At 64.5% G+C, this 16,817-nt stretch carries 20 protein-coding genes; 9 read left to right on the top strand and 11 right to left on the bottom strand.

The annotated features are described in order from the left end of the window. Positions 1-35: 35 nt before the first annotated feature. Complete coding sequence (locus ACVJ19_RS40035; protein ID WP_453954554.1) at positions 36-1,664, bottom strand: fatty-acid--CoA ligase; 1,629 nt, start codon at positions 1,662-1,664, stop codon at positions 36-38. A 65-nt stretch (positions 1,665-1,729) separates the two neighbouring features. On the opposite strand from ACVJ19_RS40035, the gene ACVJ19_RS40030 reads away from it, so the two are divergent. Beyond that, complete coding sequence (locus ACVJ19_RS40030; protein ID WP_453954553.1) at positions 1,730-2,812, top strand: extensin family protein; 1,083 nt, start codon at positions 1,730-1,732, stop codon at positions 2,810-2,812. 36 nt (positions 2,813-2,848) lie between these two features. On the opposite strand, the gene ACVJ19_RS40025 is transcribed toward ACVJ19_RS40030, so the two are convergent. Further along, positions 2,849-3,535 carry a L,D-transpeptidase gene (locus ACVJ19_RS40025; protein ID WP_453954551.1) on the bottom strand — a complete coding sequence of 229 codons (687 nt, stop codon included), beginning with the start codon at positions 3,533-3,535 and terminating at the stop codon, positions 2,849-2,851. A 326-nt stretch (positions 3,536-3,861) separates the two neighbouring features. Between ACVJ19_RS40025 and ACVJ19_RS40020 the strand changes: the two genes are divergently transcribed. Both ACVJ19_RS40020 and ACVJ19_RS40015 read left to right on the top strand, forming a co-directional pair. Next, on the top strand, positions 3,862-4,839 hold the full coding sequence (locus ACVJ19_RS40020) for a magnesium transporter CorA family protein (RefSeq protein WP_453954550.1): 978 nt from the start codon (positions 3,862-3,864) through the stop codon (positions 4,837-4,839). 205 nt (positions 4,840-5,044) lie between these two features. Continuing rightward, a complete protein-coding gene (locus ACVJ19_RS40015; protein ID WP_211401638.1) occupies positions 5,045-5,278 on the top strand; it encodes a hypothetical protein in 234 nt (77 codons plus the stop codon). 77 nt (positions 5,279-5,355) lie between these two features. Here ACVJ19_RS40015 and ACVJ19_RS40010 read toward each other — a convergent pair whose 3' ends face one another. From ACVJ19_RS40010 to pdxH, 3 genes are read right to left on the bottom strand one after another with little or no spacing between them, the layout of a single operon-like run. After that, complete coding sequence (locus tag ACVJ19_RS40010; RefSeq protein ID WP_453954548.1) at positions 5,356-6,132, bottom strand: class I SAM-dependent methyltransferase; 777 nt, start codon at positions 6,130-6,132, stop codon at positions 5,356-5,358. Positions 6,133-6,139: 7 nt separating this feature from the next. Next, positions 6,140-6,892, bottom strand: a complete 753-nt coding sequence (locus ACVJ19_RS40005; RefSeq protein ID WP_453955304.1) for an SDR family NAD(P)-dependent oxidoreductase — start codon at positions 6,890-6,892, stop codon at positions 6,140-6,142. Positions 6,893-6,942: 50 nt separating this feature from the next. Next, positions 6,943-7,584 (bottom strand): pyridoxamine 5'-phosphate oxidase, encoded by a 642-nt coding sequence (gene pdxH, locus ACVJ19_RS40000; RefSeq protein ID WP_453954547.1) that lies wholly within the window; start codon positions 7,582-7,584, stop codon positions 6,943-6,945. Positions 7,585-7,697: 113 nt separating this feature from the next. On the opposite strand from pdxH, the gene ACVJ19_RS39995 reads away from it, so the two are divergent. Continuing rightward, a complete protein-coding gene (locus ACVJ19_RS39995; protein WP_453954544.1) occupies positions 7,698-8,105 on the top strand; it encodes an RT0821/Lpp0805 family surface protein in 408 nt (135 codons plus the stop codon). Positions 8,106-8,214: 109 nt separating this feature from the next. Continuing rightward, complete coding sequence (locus ACVJ19_RS39990) at positions 8,215-9,180, top strand: DnaJ C-terminal domain-containing protein (protein WP_453954543.1); 966 nt, start codon at positions 8,215-8,217, stop codon at positions 9,178-9,180. A 401-nt stretch (positions 9,181-9,581) separates the two neighbouring features. On the opposite strand, the gene ACVJ19_RS39985 is transcribed toward ACVJ19_RS39990, so the two are convergent. Both ACVJ19_RS39985 and ACVJ19_RS39980 read right to left on the bottom strand, forming a co-directional pair. Continuing rightward, entirely contained in the window at positions 9,582-10,352 is a 771-nt protein-coding gene (locus ACVJ19_RS39985; RefSeq protein WP_453954541.1) for an anti-sigma factor family protein, read from the bottom strand. Between the two features lie 106 nt (positions 10,353-10,458). Further along, a complete protein-coding gene (locus ACVJ19_RS39980) occupies positions 10,459-10,947 on the bottom strand; it encodes a sigma-70 family RNA polymerase sigma factor (protein WP_011085414.1) in 489 nt (162 codons plus the stop codon). 172 nt (positions 10,948-11,119) lie between these two features. On the opposite strand from ACVJ19_RS39980, the gene fabI reads away from it, so the two are divergent. From fabI to ACVJ19_RS39960, 4 genes are all read left to right on the top strand, one after another. Beyond that, a complete protein-coding gene (gene fabI, locus ACVJ19_RS39975) occupies positions 11,120-11,947 on the top strand; it encodes an enoyl-ACP reductase FabI (protein ID WP_453954539.1) in 828 nt (275 codons plus the stop codon). A 12-nt stretch (positions 11,948-11,959) separates the two neighbouring features. Continuing rightward, positions 11,960-12,559, top strand: coding sequence for a histidine phosphatase family protein (locus ACVJ19_RS39970; RefSeq protein ID WP_453954538.1), 600 nt, complete (start codon positions 11,960-11,962; stop codon positions 12,557-12,559). A 179-nt stretch (positions 12,560-12,738) separates the two neighbouring features. Continuing rightward, positions 12,739-13,827 (top strand): chorismate synthase, encoded by a 1,089-nt coding sequence (aroC, locus tag ACVJ19_RS39965; RefSeq protein ID WP_453954537.1) that lies wholly within the window; start codon positions 12,739-12,741, stop codon positions 13,825-13,827. A gap of 231 nt (positions 13,828-14,058) precedes the next feature. Beyond that, positions 14,059-15,249, top strand: a complete 1,191-nt coding sequence (locus ACVJ19_RS39960) for an adenylate/guanylate cyclase domain-containing protein (protein WP_453954535.1) — start codon at positions 14,059-14,061, stop codon at positions 15,247-15,249. 43 nt (positions 15,250-15,292) lie between these two features. Here ACVJ19_RS39960 and clpS read toward each other — a convergent pair whose 3' ends face one another. From clpS to crcB (ACVJ19_RS39940), 4 genes are read right to left on the bottom strand one after another with little or no spacing between them, the layout of a single operon-like run. Then, positions 15,293-15,598 carry an ATP-dependent Clp protease adapter ClpS gene (gene clpS, locus ACVJ19_RS39955; RefSeq protein ID WP_018648662.1) on the bottom strand — a complete coding sequence of 102 codons (306 nt, stop codon included), beginning with the start codon at positions 15,596-15,598 and terminating at the stop codon, positions 15,293-15,295. Between the two features lie 43 nt (positions 15,599-15,641). Further along, positions 15,642-15,983 carry a DUF190 domain-containing protein gene (locus ACVJ19_RS39950; protein ID WP_453954534.1) on the bottom strand — a complete coding sequence of 114 codons (342 nt, stop codon included), beginning with the start codon at positions 15,981-15,983 and terminating at the stop codon, positions 15,642-15,644. 2 nt (positions 15,984-15,985) lie between these two features. Next, positions 15,986-16,411, bottom strand: a complete 426-nt coding sequence (gene crcB, locus ACVJ19_RS39945) for a fluoride efflux transporter CrcB (RefSeq protein WP_453954533.1) — start codon at positions 16,409-16,411, stop codon at positions 15,986-15,988. Between the two features lie 6 nt (positions 16,412-16,417). Beyond that, a complete protein-coding gene (gene crcB / locus ACVJ19_RS39940) occupies positions 16,418-16,807 on the bottom strand; it encodes a fluoride efflux transporter CrcB (RefSeq protein ID WP_453954531.1) in 390 nt (129 codons plus the stop codon). Positions 16,808-16,817: the final 10 nt, after the last annotated feature.

Raw genomic sequence — 16,817 nt, 5'->3', positions numbered from 1 at the left:
GCCGTTGGCATCGCCCCGGAATGACGTGTACGTCCCTACGCCGCCGCGTTCGGGAAGCGGTAATCCTTGAACTGGTCGCGCAGCGCCGTCTTCAGGATCTTGCCGGTGGCGGTGTGCGGGATGCCGTCGACGAAGGCGACGTCGTCGGGCATCCACCATTTGGCGATCTTGCCGTCCATGAACTTCAGGATGTCCTCGCGCGTGGCCTGCTGGCCCTGCTTGAGCTGCACGATCAGGAGCGGCCGCTCGTCCCATTTGGGGTGGAACACGCCGATCACGGCGGCTTCCGCCACGGCCGGATGGCCGACCGCAAGGTTTTCGAGGTCGATCGAGGAGATCCACTCGCCGCCGGACTTGATCACGTCCTTGGAGCGGTCGGTGATCCGCATATAGCCGTCCTCGTCGATGGTCGAGACGTCACCGGTGTCGAAGAAGCCTTCCTCGTCGAGGATGTTGGCGTCGACGCGGTAATAGGCCTTGGCGACGGCGGGCCCGGAGACCTTGAGGCGGCCGAAGGTCTTGCCGTCCCAGGGCAGCTCCTTGCCGGCATCGTCGGTGATCTTCATCTGCACGGCGAAGGGCGCATAGCCCTGCATCTGCAGCACGTCGAGCTTGGCATCGCCGGTTGTGTTCTGGAACGGCGGCTTCAGCGCCGCGACCGTGCCGATCGGGCTCATCTCGGTCATGCCCCAGGCGTGGCGGACGTTCGAGCCCATGTCGAGGAAGGCCTTGATCATCGAGCGCGGCATCGCCGAGCCGCCGCAGATCACCATCTTCAGGTCCGGCAGCTTCAGATTATTGGCGGCCATGTGCTGGAGCAGCATCAGCCACACCGTGGGCACGCCGGCAGTGTGCGTCACCTTCTCGGTCGAGAGCAGCTCGTAGACCGAGGCGCCGTCGAGCTTGGCGCCGGGCATCACCAGCTTGGTGCCCTGCGAGGGCGCGGAGAACGCGATGCCCCAACTGTTGGCGTGGAACAGCGGCACCACCGGCAGCATGGTCTCGGAGGCGCTGGTGCCGAGCGCGTCGACATTGTTGGCCATCAGCGCGTGCAGCACGTTGGACCGGTGCGAATACAGCACGCCCTTCGGGTCGCCCGTGGTGCCCGAGGTGTAGCACATCGCGGCCGCCGTGTTCTCGTCAAAGTCCTTCCATTTGAATTTGCCGTCGGCCTGCGCAATCCAGTCCTCGTAGGCCACCGCATTCTTCAGCGTGGTCTGCGGCATATGCGCCTTGTCGGTGAGCACGATGTAGCGCTCCACGCTTGGCAGCTTGTCGGCGATCTTCTCCAGGACCGGAACGAAGGTGATGTCGGTCATCACGATGCGGTCCTGCGCATGGTTGATGATCCAGGCGATCTGCTCGGGGAAAAGGCGGGGATTGACGGTATGGCAGATGGCGCCGATCCCCATGATGCCGTACCACACCTCGAGATGGCGCCAGGTGTTCCAGGCGATCGTTGCGACCCGGTCACCGAGCTTGATGCCGTCGCGCTCCAGCATCTGCGAGACCTTGAGCGCACGCTTGTGGATTTCGGCATAGTTGGTGCGATGGATCGGTCCCTCGATCGATCGCGTGACCACCTCCTGCTTGCCATGAATCCTGGCGGCGTGTTCGATGATTCGGTGGCAGAGCAGGGGCCAGTCTTGCATCAAACCAAGCATTCCGACGTTCCTCCGAGAAGTCGCTGGGCGCGTTTTTGCTCTCAGCGTTGGGCCAAAGAATTGTCATGAATTTTAGCCTGCCGGACTTTCGCCGCAAATGGTCTTGTCGCGGCTATATGTCCGCCGGCGCGGCAATGGTTACCGTCGCGCTGGGGCTGTCGCTTGTGCTGACGGAGCGGGCAGAGGCGCGAAAATATGCTGCGCCGTTCGATATCTTTGGCCTTGGTACACCACGGCCGCGTGCGAGGGTTCATTCCGCCAGGATCCCGCTCCCGAAACCGCGCCCCGAGGAGGCCCCGAAAGTATCCGACGAGGCCCCGTCGGAGGCCGAGGGCAAGCCGTCCCCGGACAAGCCGGGGGACACCAAGCCCGCCGAGGCTGCGCGGCCGCCGGAGAAGCAGGTTTCGGCCTGCCGTCTCGCGCTGACCGAGGAGGTCGCGGTCGCGCCGTCCATCCCGGATATCCGCGGCCCCGGCGCCTGCGGCGGCGAGGATCTGGTGCGGCTGGAGGCCATCGTGCTGCCGGACAAGCGCAAGGTGACGGTGAAGCCGGCGGCGATCCTCCGCTGCACCATGGCCTCCGCGATCGCGGACTGGGTGCGCAAGGACATGGCGCCGCTGGCCGCGAGCCTCGGCTCCACCATCAGCGATCTCGACAATTTCGACAGCTTCGAGTGCCGCGGCCGCAACCGCATCGCTGGCGCGATGCTGTCCGAGCACGGCAAGGCCAACGCCCTCGACGTCCGCGCCATCAAGCTCGCCAACGGGCAGTCGATCGGCCTCACCGACCGCTCCATGTCGCGCGACGTGCGCGAGCGCGTGCTGCATTCGGTCTGCGCGCGCTTCTCCACCGTGCTCGGTCCGGGCTCGGACTGGTACCACGAGGACCATATCCATCTCGATCTCGCGCAGCGGCGCAACGACTACCGGATCTGCCAGTGGAACGTCTGGGATCCCCTGCCGCAGGTCGCGCCGCTCTTGCCGGCGGAGCGCCCCGAGGGGGCGCCGCCGCGCGAGGTCGCGGCCAAGCCTGAGGCAAAGGAAGGCGCAGATGACGAGGCGGCGGAGAAATCCTCTCCGCCCGAGGACAAGTCGACACCCGAGAAGAAGGCTCAGCCGCACAAGCCGGCAACAAAAAAGCGCCGGTAAGACCGGCGCTTTTGGATTTCAGAGATCAGGAGGCGATCAGTAGCTGCCCGCCTGGCCGGTGGCACTGCCGCCGAGCGCCAGCCGCGAATTGTAGGGGGAGTCGCCATGCTTCGGCTCGAGCACGACCACGATCGTGCCGACCTTGACGCGATCATAGAGATCGATCGCGTCCTCGTTGGTCAGGCGGATGCAGCCTGACGAAATCGAGGCGCCGATATATTCCGGCTGGTTGGTGCCGTGGATGCGGAACAATGTGTCTTTCCCGCCGGAATAGAGGTAAATCGCGCGAGAGCCCATCGGATTGTCCGGGCCGGGTGCGACATAGGTCGGCACGCCCAGGCGCGAAATTTCGCCGGGGGTGGGGTGCCAAGCCGGCCACTCGGTCTTGCTGCCGACCTTGGCGATGCCCGACCAGGCCATGGCCTCTTCGCCGACGGTGATGCCGTAACGGATCGCCTTGCCGCCATCCTGCACGTAATAGAGATAGTGATTGTCCGAATCGACCACGATCGAGCCCGGCGATTCCTTGCGGTGGTACTCGACGATGGCGCGGCGGAACGGCTCCGCGACCGGGGTGTTCTCATACCGAACCTTGGCAAGAAGTTCCTTGTCCTTCGGCTTGAAGGCCTTGGTGTCGGTCGCCTCGAAATGCGTGGCCTGCATGCAGCCCGACAGCATCAGGCCCGCGGCCAAAATTCCCAACTTAACTTTCAGCGACGACATGGTTTGGTTCCAATCAAAACAATACCGTGCGGAAGGCCCGAGCCTAGCGCCCAAGTTCCTCGACTCCGTTAGTCCCATTATCGTTGAAATCTGCCACAATTCCAGCGCGGAAGGTCTTTTCCCGCGCTGCGAGACCCAAGCTGTGGCTTTTCTGCCGCAAGTTTTGCGATGCTATGGGGATTTTTTGGCAAAGGAGGTCCGGACTGTCGATTTCGCGCCACAGTAGCGCCGCAAATGCAAACCCTCCGTTAATGTTGTTGTCATCGTGAACCTGCCAGAATCGCGCTAAAGGCTGTCATTCTGTCGCAGGTCCTCTGGAGTTGTTCATGTTTTCGGTGTTTGTTCCCTCCGAGTCCTCCCTCAAGAAGGCGGTCGTCGAGGATCTCACGGCGCTGCCGGAGAACGCGGTCTGGATCGACCTCGTCAACCCCTCAGCCGCCGAGGACAAGGCCGTGGAGCGGCTGGCGGGCATCGCCATCCCGACCCGGGAAGACATGCAGGAGATCGAGATCTCCAGCCGCCTCTATATCGAGAACGGCGCGCGCTACATGACCGCGACGCTGATGTGCCACTCCGATACCGACATGCCCCGGACCACGGCGGTGACCTTCATCCTCGGCGATCATCGCCTGGTGACGGTGCGCTACGACCTGCCGAAGCCGTTTGCGCTGGTCGAGGCCAAGCTGGCCCGCTCCTGCACGCCGTCCATCACCGGCGAGATGGTGCTGATGGAACTCGTGGACGCCGTGATCGACCGCTGCGCCGACATTCTGGAGCGCTGCGGCGCCGAGATCGACCAGGTCTCGCACGACATCTTCGAGCCCGAGAGCGAACGCCACGGCCACGCCAAGCAATATTCCCAGATCCTGATCTCGATCGGCCGCAAGGGCGATTTGACCTCCAAGGTTCGCGAGAGCCTGGTGTCGATCGGCCGTGTCGTCGCATTCCTCTCGGCGGTGGTGGAAGGCGTCAAATGGTCGAAGGACATGCGCGAGCAGCTCAAGACCATGCAGCGCGACGTCGTCTCGCTGACCGACCATGCCTCCTATCTCTCCAACAAGATCACCTTCGTGCTCGACGCCATGCTCGGCGTCGTCAATCTCGAGCAGAACAACATCATCAAGCTGTTTTCGGTCATGGCCGTTGTCCTGATGCCGCCGACGTTGATCGCCTCGATCTACGGCATGAACTTCAAGGCGATGCCGGAACTCGAATGGGTGCACGGCTATCCGATGGCGCTGGTGATGATGCTGATCGCTGCGATCGTCCCGTACTGGATCTTCAAATGGAAGAAGTGGCTGTGATCGTTCCCGCTCTCGGAAAATAGCTACCGAGACCTTACGCCGGTCGCAGAGACACGGCGCATCGTGTCGCAGAATAGAGCGGGATTGCGGCGTCGCGGTGATGTGTGCGCTCCGCCCCAATTCCTCCGGTAAAATTTGAGCGGTGGGCTGAACGTTTGCGCGAAACTTGTCTGCGATAAGTGGTGCGTAGCCGCGAGGAACAACCATGGTTGAAAAACACATAACGTCGCCCCGCAACGTCATCGATCTGGCGAACTATCGTCAGGTCCTGGCGAGCGGCAAGGCGTCGTCAATGTCGGCACGCCTGTGCCGGCACTGTGGTGCTCCGCTGCTCGATGGCGAGAACGACGACGACTGCTCGACCGCATTCAATGCCGGAGCTCCAAGTGCTTCAGCTCCAAGACTGCGCGATCGGTCGCGTCGGATTCGAGTCGATTGAGGAACGGAAGGAAGGGCGGGCGATCCAGGTCTTGCGGCGGCGTTGTCTGGATCGCCTTGCTTCCATCCTTCGGCATATCAATCAGCGCGCTTCACGATCTGCGCCGTCGAGACAATGGTCTCGGCGATGACGCCGTTGCTACTGAACGGCGCCAGATGCTCCCCGACATCATTTAGCATCGCCTCGACATTGTCGCCCAATGCATCCGGCGACGACGACGAGTAGGTGAGGGTGCGCCGCGTCAGGTCCTCGACGCTCACGGTGTGGCTGGTCTCGACCGTGACGAGCTCGGTGGGCTGGAACGCGCTGTCGCGAAAGAATGCGGGGAGGTCGCGGTGCGTCCGCGTGCCCCGGCCTGCCTCCTCCCACAGCTTGGCCGGCGACCAGCGGCGGCGGATCTCATTGTAGCCATCGAGCCAGGGATTGCTGCCGTCGGTGGCTGAGAACGAGGCGCAGATCGCAATCGCGCCCTCGCGTGCAACCAATGTGTCGAGCCGTGCCAGTGTCGGCTCGGGATCCATCCAGTGCAGCGCGCGGCCGATGGTCACGACATCGAATGTGCCGATATCGGGGGCAAGCGTTTCGGCCTTGCCTTCGATCAGCGTGAGCGCGTGGCCCGCGCTCGCGGCTGCACGGCGCGCCGCATCGAGCATTGCAGGTTCAGGGTCGATGCCGACGATGCGGCCGACATAGGGAGCGAAGCCGAGTGCCAGCAGCCCGGGCCCGGTGCCGAGGTCGATCAGGCTGCTTTGTTTGGAGAGGCCGAGCTTATGCGCGACGCGGCGAAAGAATTCGCTCGGGTAGGGCGGCCGCAAATGCTCGTAGAGCGACGCCGTGCTCGCGAACCGGCCCATGCTTCGCCTACACGTGCTGGCCGCCGTTGATGTGGATCTCGGCGCCGTTGACGTACGAGCTGGTGTCCGTGCACAGCACATAGATGATCTTGGCCACTTCGTCAGGCGTGCCGAGGCGGTGCATCGGGATCTGCTGATCGACGATCTTCTCGGTCCCCGGCGACAGGATCGAGGTGTCGATCTCGCCCGGCGCGATGGCATTGACGCGCACGCCGACGCGGCCGAAGTCGGAGGCCATCTCGCGGGTCAGGGATGCGAGCGCGGCTTTGGAGGTTGCGTAGGCCGCGCCTGCGAATGGATGCACCCGCGAGCCCGCGATCGAGGTGACGTTCACGACCGACCCCCTGGCCGCCTTCAACTCATCAATCAGCCCGCGTGCGATCATGATCGGCGCGAAGAAGTTGACGTGGAAGACGTGTGTCCAGGTGTCGAGATCGGTGTCGACCGAGCCGAGCCGGGAGCCGCCCGGGCCCTTCGGCGAGATCGCGGCATTGTTGACGAGCGCATGGAGCATGCCGCCTTCGAGCCGGTTGCGGATTTCGGAGATCGCGCGCGCGGTGTCCTGGGGATCGCCGAGGTCGACCTGGATGTGATCCTCCGGCCCCGCGTCCCACGGGCAGTCCTCGGGGAAGGCATGCCGCGAGCAGGTGATCACACGCCAGCCCGCCGAGGAGAAGCGGATCACGGTGGCGTGGCCGATGCCCCGGCTTGCACCGGTCAGGAGTAGCGTGCGGCGCGGCGCATTGGACGAATGCGGCATGGACATCTTTCAGGTCAGCCCAAGAATCAAGGTAAGGCTCAGGATAAGGCTCAAGGATACATCCGCGTCTTGGACCACGGCTGGCCGGCCGCGTCACGGCGAAATTCGATGCGGTCGTGCAGGCGGAATGGGCGGTCGTGCCAGAATTCGATGCGTAGCGGCGTGATGCGCCAGCCACTCCAGCCCGGCGGCCGCGGTACCTCGCCGATGACATATCTGGCCGCGACCTTGGCGATGGCCTGCTCGAAGGCGAAGCGGCTCTCCAGTGCTTCGGATTGCTTGCTCGCCCAGGCGCCGATCTGCGCCTGCTTGGGCCGCGTCGCGAAATAGGCGTCGGCTTCAGTGTCGGTCACCGGCGTCACGTTGCCGCGGATGCGGACCTGACGGCGCAGCGACTTCCAGTGAAAAAGTAACGCTGCCTTAGGATTTGCGGCGAGTTCACGGCCCTTCTGGCTGGCGATGTGGCTGTAGAAGACAAAACCCTCGGTATCGAAGCCCTTCATCAGCACCATGCGCACATCGGGCAGCCCGTCGGGATCGACGGTTGCGAGTGCCATGGCGTTCGGATCGTTCGGCTCGCTCTTGATCGCCTCGTTCAGCCAGGCCTCGAACAGCGCAAAAGGCTCGTCGGCGGCGGTGAAATCACCGGATGTTAAGGGTGTCTGGTGTTTGATCGAGGTCGTGTCGGTCATGTCTGGAGTCCGAGTTGCGTCCCGCGGTCCAAAACGCGTTGTTGTCCGCTACCGCCCTATATAGGACATGGGGACGCGTTGGCCTATCGGCGATCCGGCCGTCCGGCCTTGCCATGACGATCATTCTGATCGGGCTGGGCGCCGGCGGCTGCAGCTTCTCCCGTGGTGACAAGAGTGCCTATGCCAAGGCGGACAACAGCGACCTCACCGGCTCGATCGTGCGGCCGGCGAAAGACACCGCGCCGACGGAGACCGATCTCGCCTTCGCCCGCAACGCCGCCTCGGACGTGCTGAGCAAGGGCGACAAGGATTCCAGCCAGCACTGGGAGAACCCGGACACGGGGGCGCGGGGCTCGGTGACGCCGATCGCGCAGTCCTATGCCGCCGAGGACGGCCGCAAGTGCCGCGATTTCCTGGCGAGCTACGTCAACGGGAACACGGAAAGCTGGCTCCAGGGCGCCGGCTGCCAAAGCAGTCGTGGCCGTTGGGAGATTCATACGCTAAAGCCGTGGCGGAGCTAGGAATCGGCGCGCGCCCCTAGTTGCAAAAATGCCACTCTCTCCCCACATCACCCGGAGTGGGGCGGGGAGCCCTTTGAACAATTTCGATTCCTTGAAGGAGACGTGACGGATGCGCGACCCCTATGAGGTCTTGGGGGTGCCGCGGAGCGCCAACGCTGCCGCCATCAAGAGCGCCTATCGCAAGCTTGCCAAGAAGCATCATCCCGACAGCAACAAGGGCGACCCGAAGGCTGCCGAGCGCTTTTCCGAGATCAACTCGGCCAACGAGATCATCGGCGACGAGGACAAGCGCAAGCAGTTCGATCGCGGCGAGATCGACGCCGAGGGCAAGCCGCGCTTCCAGGGCTTTCCGGGCGGCGGCGGGCCGCGCGGTCGCGCGGGTCCCGGCGGGTTCGAGAGCTATACGTTCCGGAGCGGCGGTGCGGGCGGCCCGGGCGGCGGCGGCGCGTTCGAGGACATCCTCAACAGCATGTTCGGCGGCGGGATGCGCGGCGCGCGGCCCGGGGCCGGCGGCGGTGCCCAGTTCGAATTCGACACCGGCGGGGTCGGGCTCGATCTCGACGTCAACGTCGCCATGTCCGTCTCGCTGGAAGAGGCGGTCAAGGGCGGCGAGAAGCGTGTCCGGCTGCCGACGGGCAAGGAGCTCAACGTCAAGATTCCCGCCGGCGTCACCGAGGGCCAGCAGATCCGGCTGCGGGGGCAGGGCGAGAGCGCCCAGGGCCATCCGCCCGGCGATCTGCTGATCACCATCAGCATCGCGCCTCACCCGCACTTCAAGGTCGAGGGCGCAGACTTGCGGATCGACCTGCCGGTCACGCTCTATGAGGCGGTGCTCGGGGCCAAGGTCCGCGTGCCCACCCTCGGCAACGCCGTGGAGCTCTCGGTCCCCAAGAACACCTCCAGCGGCCGGACCTTCCGTCTCAAAGGCAAGGGCCTGCCGAAATCTGGTGGGACCGGGGATCTCTTTGTCACCATCAGGATTATGCTACCGGACGGGAACGACGCCGAGCTTGAAGCATTGATGGAGAAGTGGCGGGACCAACACCCCTACAATCCGCGTAGCGGGCTTGGCTAAAGCATGATCCGGAAAAGTGCGTGGCGGTTTTCCGGAAAGATCATGCGCAAACAAGGAGCTAAAGCGCGAGCCATCGCGCTTTAGGGCGACATCGAACTGAAGGGGTTCTCCCAGAGGCCTAAGGCATCGTCCAGGAGATGATGCTCATCATATGCCTGAGGCGTGGTCGCGCTTCATGGTTTCGACGTGTCGGCTGTCCGGCGGGGCAGCCGATAAAAAGGTGCGGCCTCGAGAGGGGGACCAGCGCGGTACCAAAAACCCCAATCGAGGCCGCCCGCGTCGATCGGCGGATCGAACGCCACTCATAATCGCGTGAACACCCGGTGCGATAATGAGACACGCCCGTGTCTTGATTCCAAATTTTCAATGACGGAATCGAGGCACCGCGCCTGTGCAGTTGTCTAGGTACCGTTTTTCTCTGCTTGGTCGTAGACGGCCTGCGCCACCTTGGTCAGCCGGTCGCGATCACCGCCGCCGCTGACGACATAGCCGACGCCGCGCTCGGCCCAGAACAACGCACCATCCTTGTCCGTCTTGGCGTAGCGCATTTGCGTTGCACCACTCTCGGTCTTGGCGGAGTAGATCGTGTACCGCTCGCCCGAGGCGCCCTCATACATCAGGAACGACGCCGGCCCGTTCGGTCCCGGCAGCAGCCGGCCGCCAACCAGCTTCAGTCCGCTCGCCTCCAAATTCGGCGCGAACACGGTCCAGCCGCAGCGCCTGGTCAGCCAGGCCTGCAGGTGATCGCGCTCGTTGCCGCCGACCTCGACGGGGTGGCGGACCTCGACGACGTAGAGGCGGTGGGCGTCGAGCGCGTCCGCCGTAAAGCTCTGGAAGGTCGAAGGTGCGTTGGCGGCGCCGTGCGCCACCCAGCCGGCGGTCCCGCCGGCGACGAAGGCAACCAGCACGGCCGCGGCGGCGCCATAGAACCATTGCCGGGGACGGCGCTCCAGCCGCTCCAGCTCGAGCCGCGCCGGCACCGGCTCCTGGGCGACGGAATCGTAACGGGCGTGCAGCATATCGGCCATGGTCTGCCAGGACTGCACCCGCTCGGCATCCTCGGGGTGGGCGGCAAGCCAGGCCTCGACGTCGGCGCGTCGCTCGGCCGGCAGCTCGCCGTCGACATAGGCGTGGAGCTCGTCCTCGGTAATGGGAATGTTGCGGTCGTTCATATCGGTCGTCTCTGGCTCTGCGGCCCAAAATATCCTTCGTGACTCAACTTCGCGTCGCTCACCGTCAGGCTGCGGGCGGACAATATTCGATGCATCAACCCGGCCATCATTTCACCCGCCTGAGCGCCGGGCGCTCACCCTCCAGCGAGGCTTTCACGTGGGCTCTCGCCCTTGCCAGGCGCGACATCACGGTGCCGATCGGCACGCCCTGGATGTCGGCGACCTCGCGGTAGCTCATGCCCTCCAGCATCACCAGCAGCAGCACCGAACGTTGCTCCTCAACCAGCGTTGCCAGCGCCTTCTCGATGTCGCGTCCCTCGGCTTCGGTCCCGCTGGCGTCGGGGTTGTTCTCCGTCAGCTGCATGAATTGCGGGCGCCTTGCCAGCGAGCGCCGCCGGTTCTTGTTGAGGTTGGTCAGGATCGTGTAGAGCCAGCTCCTGACGTCGCCTCCGAGAAACAGGCGCTCCGAACGGAGCGCACGCACCAACGTGTCCTGCACCAGATCGTCGGCCGCATCCGCATCGCGCGTGAGCGCGCGGGCGTAGCGGCGCAACGCCGGGATCATGGCTTCCACGCTCTGGCGAAACGCACTCATGCCGTCTTTGATGTCCTGCCGTTCGGCGCAAGCGCCACAATCATCATAACACCCGAATGGAACGGCTATTCCGGCGCTCGAAACAGCGTTAACGCCGCGTATTAGGGCTGTACCGCAGGGGAGGGCTGGTGTACCTCCAGACCTCAACGAGAGCTCGACGGGACGTTCAAAAATGGCGCAGAATTCAGGTCTGATGCAAGGACTGATGCAAGGCAAGCGCGGGGTGATCCTCGGCGTTGCCAACAACCGCTCGATCGCCTGGGGCATTGCCAAGGCATGCCACGCCGCCGGCGCCGAGCTCGCCTTCACCTATCAGGGCGATGCGCTGAAGAAGCGCGTCGAGCCGCTTGCCGCCGAGATCGGCGGCCTCGTGCTCGGCCATTGCGACGTCACCGACGCTGCGACCATCGACGCGGCCTTCGCGGTGCTGAAGGAGAAGTGGGGCAAGATCGACTTCCTGGTGCACGCGATCGCCTATGGCGAGCAGCTCGACGGCCGCTACGTCGACACCACGCAGGAGAATTTTTCCAAGTCGATGCTGATCTCCTGCTACTCGTTCACGGCGGTGGCGCAGCGCGCCGAGAAGCTGATGACCGACGGCGGCTCGCTGATCACGCTCTCCTATTACGGCGCCGAGAAGTGGATGCCGCATTACAACGTGATGGGCGTGGCCAAGGCGGCGCTGGAAGCCAGCGTGCGTTATCTCGCCGCCGATCTCGGTGAGAAGAACATCCGCGTCAACGCGATCTCGGCGGGACCGATCAAGACGCTGGCGGCGTCCGGCATCGGCGACTTCCGCTATATCCTGAAGTGGAACGAGACCAACGCGCCGATGCGGCGCAACGTCTCGACCGAAGACGTCGGCGGCAGCGCGCTGTATTTCCTCTCCGACCTCTCACGCGGCGTCACCGGCGAGGTGCATCACGTCGATTCCGGCTATCACGTGCTCGGTATGAAGCGACCGGATGCGCCGGATATCTCGCTCGGCGGGAAGGACTAGTTCTGACCTGCAATGCCCGGGCCTACGATCTATTATCTTCGCCACGGCGAGACCGAGTGGAATGCGCTCGGGCGGCTTCAGGGCACCAAGGACATTCCGCTGAATGCGCGCGGCTGCAGTCAGGCCGTGCAGGCCGGCGGCGTGCTGGCCGATCTGTTCAAGCGTGACGGCCACGACAAGGCCGCGCTGCCCTACGTATCGAGCCCGCTCGGCCGCGCACGCCAGACCATGGAACTCGCGCGCGGCAAGCTCGAATTGCCGCCTGCCGACTATGCGCTCGATGATCGCCTGCGCGAGATCGGCTACGGCACCTGGGAAGGGCTGACGCTGGCCGAGAGCGAAGCCGCCGATCCCGATATCTATGCCAGGCGCCTCGCCGACAAATGGACGGTGGGGCCGGTGGGCGGGGAGACCTACGCGGACGTGCAGGTCCGTGTGCGCGCCTGGTACGATCAGCTCCGGACCGACACCGTCGCGGTCGCCCATGGCGGGACCTGCCGGGCGCTGATGGTGTCCTTGGGGCTGGAGACGCCGGCCAGCGCCGCCGAGCTCTACATCGAGCAGGGCGCCGTCTACGTGTTCCGCGACGGGCGGCTGGAGAAGTTCAGTTAGGCCGCTCCGCCGTCATTCCGGGGCGCCCGTAGGGCGAACCCGGAATCTCGAGATTCCGGGTTCGGTGCTGCGCACCGCCCCGGAATGACGGGAACGGGGTTGAACGCTTTGCCCCTCAGGGCTACGAACGTTGACAAACAACGTTTATGTAAAGCGTCAACGTCAGGCGGCAGTTCGGCATGTCCTTCAACACCTTCGGCCACATGTTCCGCGTCACCACCTTCGGCGAGAGCCATGGGGTCGCGATCGGCTGCGTGGTCGACGGCTGCCCGCCGATGATCCCGCTCACCGAGGCCGATATCCAGAAGGATCTCGACCGCCGCCGTCCTGGCCAGTCGCGCTTCACCACCCAGCGCCAGGAGCCGGACCAGGTGAAGATCCTCTCCGGCGTGATGGCGCATCCGGAGACCGGCGTGCAGGTGACGACGGGCACGCCGATTGGGCTTTTGATCGAGAACACCGACCAGCGCTCGAAGGACTATTCCGAGATCAAGGACAAGTTTCGTCCCGGCCACGCCGACTTCACCTATGAGGCGAAGTATGGCCTGCGGGACTATCGCGGCGGCGGCCGCTCCTCTGCGCGCGAGACCGCGATGCGGGTTGCCGCCGGCGCGATCGCGCGAAAGGTGCTGCCCGACGTGACGGTGCGCGGCGCGCTGGTGCAAATCGGCCCGCACAAGATCGACCGCAAGAAGTGGGACTGGGACGAGGTCGCCAAGAACCCGTTCTTCTGTCCGGACAAGGACAAGGCCGCGTTCTTCGAGACCTATCTCGACGGCATCCGCAAGAGCGGCTCCTCGATCGGTGCGGTGCTCGAGATCGTCGCCGAAGGCGTGCCGGCAGGTCTTGGCGCACCGATCTATGCAAAGCTCGATTCCGATCTCGCGGGCGCGATGATGACCATCAACGCGGTGAAGGGCGTCGAGATCGGCGCCGGCTTTGGCGCGGCCGAGCTCACCGGCGAAGAGAACGCCGACGAGATGCGCACCGGCAATAACGGTACGCGCTTCCTGTCCAACCATGCCGGCGGCGTTCTGGGCGGCATCTCCACGGGACAGCCGATCGTGGTGCGCTTTGCGGTGAAGCCGACCTCGTCGATCCTCCAGCCGCGTCTCACCGTCGACCGAAAGGGCACTGATACCGAGATCTTCACCAAGGGCCGCCACGACCCCTGCGTCGGCATCCGCGCCGTCCCGGTCGGCGAAGCCATGATGGCCTGCGTGCTGGCCGATCATTTCATTCGGGATCGCGGGCAGGTGGGGCGCTAGTGCGGCAATCTCTTCACCTCTCCCGTAGGGAGAGGTCGGATCGCATCAAAGATGCGATCCGGGTGAGGGGTTTCAGTCTCACTGTACGCTGCGGCCCCTCACCCGGATTGCTTTCGCAATCCGACCTCTCCCCGCCGGGGAGAGGTGGCGCACTGCGGATGATGCTTAGTGTCGCGGTACCAGCCCACCGCGCAGCTTGACGTCCGCACAACTTCGTCCGCAAATGCGCGCATGGAAACCTCCGAGCTCCAGCGCATCACCAACTGGCTGATCGACGGCGCGAGGTCGTCCGGAACCCCGGCCGAGATGATCGCCGACGTCTGCGAGCATCTGGTCGAGGCCGGCCTGCCGCTGTGGCGGTTCGGCATTTTCATCCGCACGCTGCATCCGGAAATCTTCGGCCGCAACTTCATCTGGCGACAGGGCGAGGAGGTCGAGATCGGCTCCGTCGATTTCGAGGTCCTGGAGACGCCCGAATTTGCCAAGAGCCCGCTTCGGATCGTGTTCGAGCAGGGGCTGGAGGTTCGGGGACGGATGGACGATCCGGACAGCAGGCGGTTCCCGTTTCTCGACGACATGCGGGCCGAAGGGGCGACCGACTATATCGCAGTGCCCATGCCGTTTCTCGACGGCTCGGTCCATGCGACGAGCTGGGTGACACGGCATCCCCGCGGCTTCAGCGACGACCACATCGCGGCAATCCGCTCCATCGTGACGCCGCTCGCGCGCGTCGCCGAGATCATCAGCCTGCGCCGCACTGCCGAGATGCTGCTCGACACCTATGTCGGCAACCGCGCCGGCGCGCGCATCCTCGGCGGCCAGATTCGCCGCGGCCACAACGACACCATGCAGGCCGCGATCTGGCTCTCGGACCTGCGCGGCTTCACCGCGCTGTCGGATCGCCTGCCGGCCGAGACCGTGGTCGAGATCCTCAACCAGTATTTCGACTGCCAGGTCACCGCGATCCGCGGCCATGGCGGCGAAGTGCTGAAATTCATGGGTGACGGCCTGCTCGCGGTGTTTCCGATCGACGAATATGTCGGCGATGCCGCGCATGTCTGCACGCGCGTATTGGAGGCTGCGCGCGAGTCCCGCGCCAGCGTCGAAGCGCTCGCCTTTCCGGTCGGCGACATCGTCGAGCGCTTCCGCTTCGGCGTTGCGCTGCATGTCGGCAACATCCTCTACGGCAATATCGGCGGCGGCAATCGCCTCGACTTCACCTGCATCGGCCCCGCCGTCAATCTCGCCGCACGGCTGGAGAAGATCACCGGCCGGCTGGGGCGAACCGTCGTCGCCTCGGAAGGTTTTGCCAAAGTCTGCCGCCACGACTGGCACGAGCTCGGCGAGTTTCCGATCGCGGGATTTTCCAAGGCGCAGCGCGTCTACGGGCTCGCCGAGGAGACGCCGGTGGTGATGGCGTGACGCGCACCGGGCTGAAGGTCATTCATCGTCGCACGATGAAGTCCTACTCCTCCGGCTCGGTCGTGAACAGCAGCGGATAACCCTTGGCGCGGCCAGCGTCGGTGGCGCGCGTCGCTTTCGTCTCGGCGACGTCCTTGGTGAACACGGCGACCACGCAGGTCCCTAGCTTGTGTGCGGTGATCATCACCTTGTAGGCCTGATCCTCGGTCATGCGGAATTCGGCCTTCAGCACCATGGTGACGAATTCGCGCGGCGTGTAGTCGTCGTTGATCAGGATGACCTTGTGCAGCTTCGGCCGCTCGACCTTGGTCTTGGTCCTGGTTTTCGGCTTGGTGACGGTGTCGTTCATTCCGCCTCCTGGACACGGCGGGCTCGGGTTCCGGCCGGAGCGATCAGCTCGCGGCCTTCGCACCATATTGCAGGACCTGCACCTTCTCCAAGGTGATCAGGCCGCTCGACATCATGCCGTCCAGGATGGGCAGGAATGCATTGATGTTGTCCTCGCTGTCGACGATCTCGATCAGCAGCGGCAGGTCTTCCGAGAGGCGCAGGATTTTCGAGGTATGCAGCCGGCTCGACTTGCCGAATCCCATGGGACCACGCAGCACGGTGGCGCCGGCGAGGTGCAGCTCGCGCGCCTTCGTCACGATCGCTTCATAAAGCGGCTTGCCGTCATAGTGGTCACTCTCGCCGATGAAGATGCGGAGCGAAACTGCCTGATTGGGAATTTGCATGGTCAGCTCCTTTTCAAGCGGTTGTAGCGGCTCGCCAGCATATGCCCGGCCCACACCGACACCAGCCAGCAGACGACCGAGGACGTGACATAGGCAAGTGCGGTGTATTTCATGCCGCCATGGAACAGGCGGAAGGTTTCCAGGCTGAAGGCCGAGAAGGTGGTGTAGCCGCCGCAGAACCCGGTCATGACGAATTGCCGGTGCTCCGGGCGCGCGAGCACGCGACCATCAGGGCCGGTCAGCGTCGCATAGAAGCCGATGATCAGCGAGCCCGTGGCATTGATGAACAGCGTTGCGGTGGGGAAGGCGGGCCCGGTGTCGAGCAGAAGGGACACGAAATAGCGTGCCAGTCCGCCGAGGATGCTGCCGAAGGAAACCCAGGCATAGAGCACCGCGCTGCGCCAGCGGTCGGTGGAAGGGGAGCTCATCAGCCTCTAGCCTCCCAAACGGTCCGCAAGGAGGAAGCCGCAAGTCACGGCCGTGAGGCACAGCCCGACCGAGGCGGCGACATTGCCGAGCGCATGCAGCGGCTCGCCGTTGCGGGCGAGCGTCAGCGTTTGCAGGCTGAACGAGGACACCGTGGTGTAGCAGCCGAGGAATCCGGTCACCGCGAACAGCCAGGGATTGGGCGAGGCGAAGATCGAGCCCGGATGCGTCGCCAGTGCGCCAAAGATGCCGATCAGGAAGGCGCCGGTGACGTTGATGGTCATGGTGCCCCATGGAAATGTCTCGCCCAGCCGCCGCGCGATCACGCCGGAGACGAAGTAGCGCGCACAGCCGCCCAGCACGCTGCCGATCATGATCGCGAGCACTCCGCTCAGCACGATGAACCGC

It is taken from the genome of Bradyrhizobium sp. USDA 376 (genome assembly GCF_054063675.1).
This window is presented reverse-complemented; position numbering and strand designations above follow the sequence as displayed.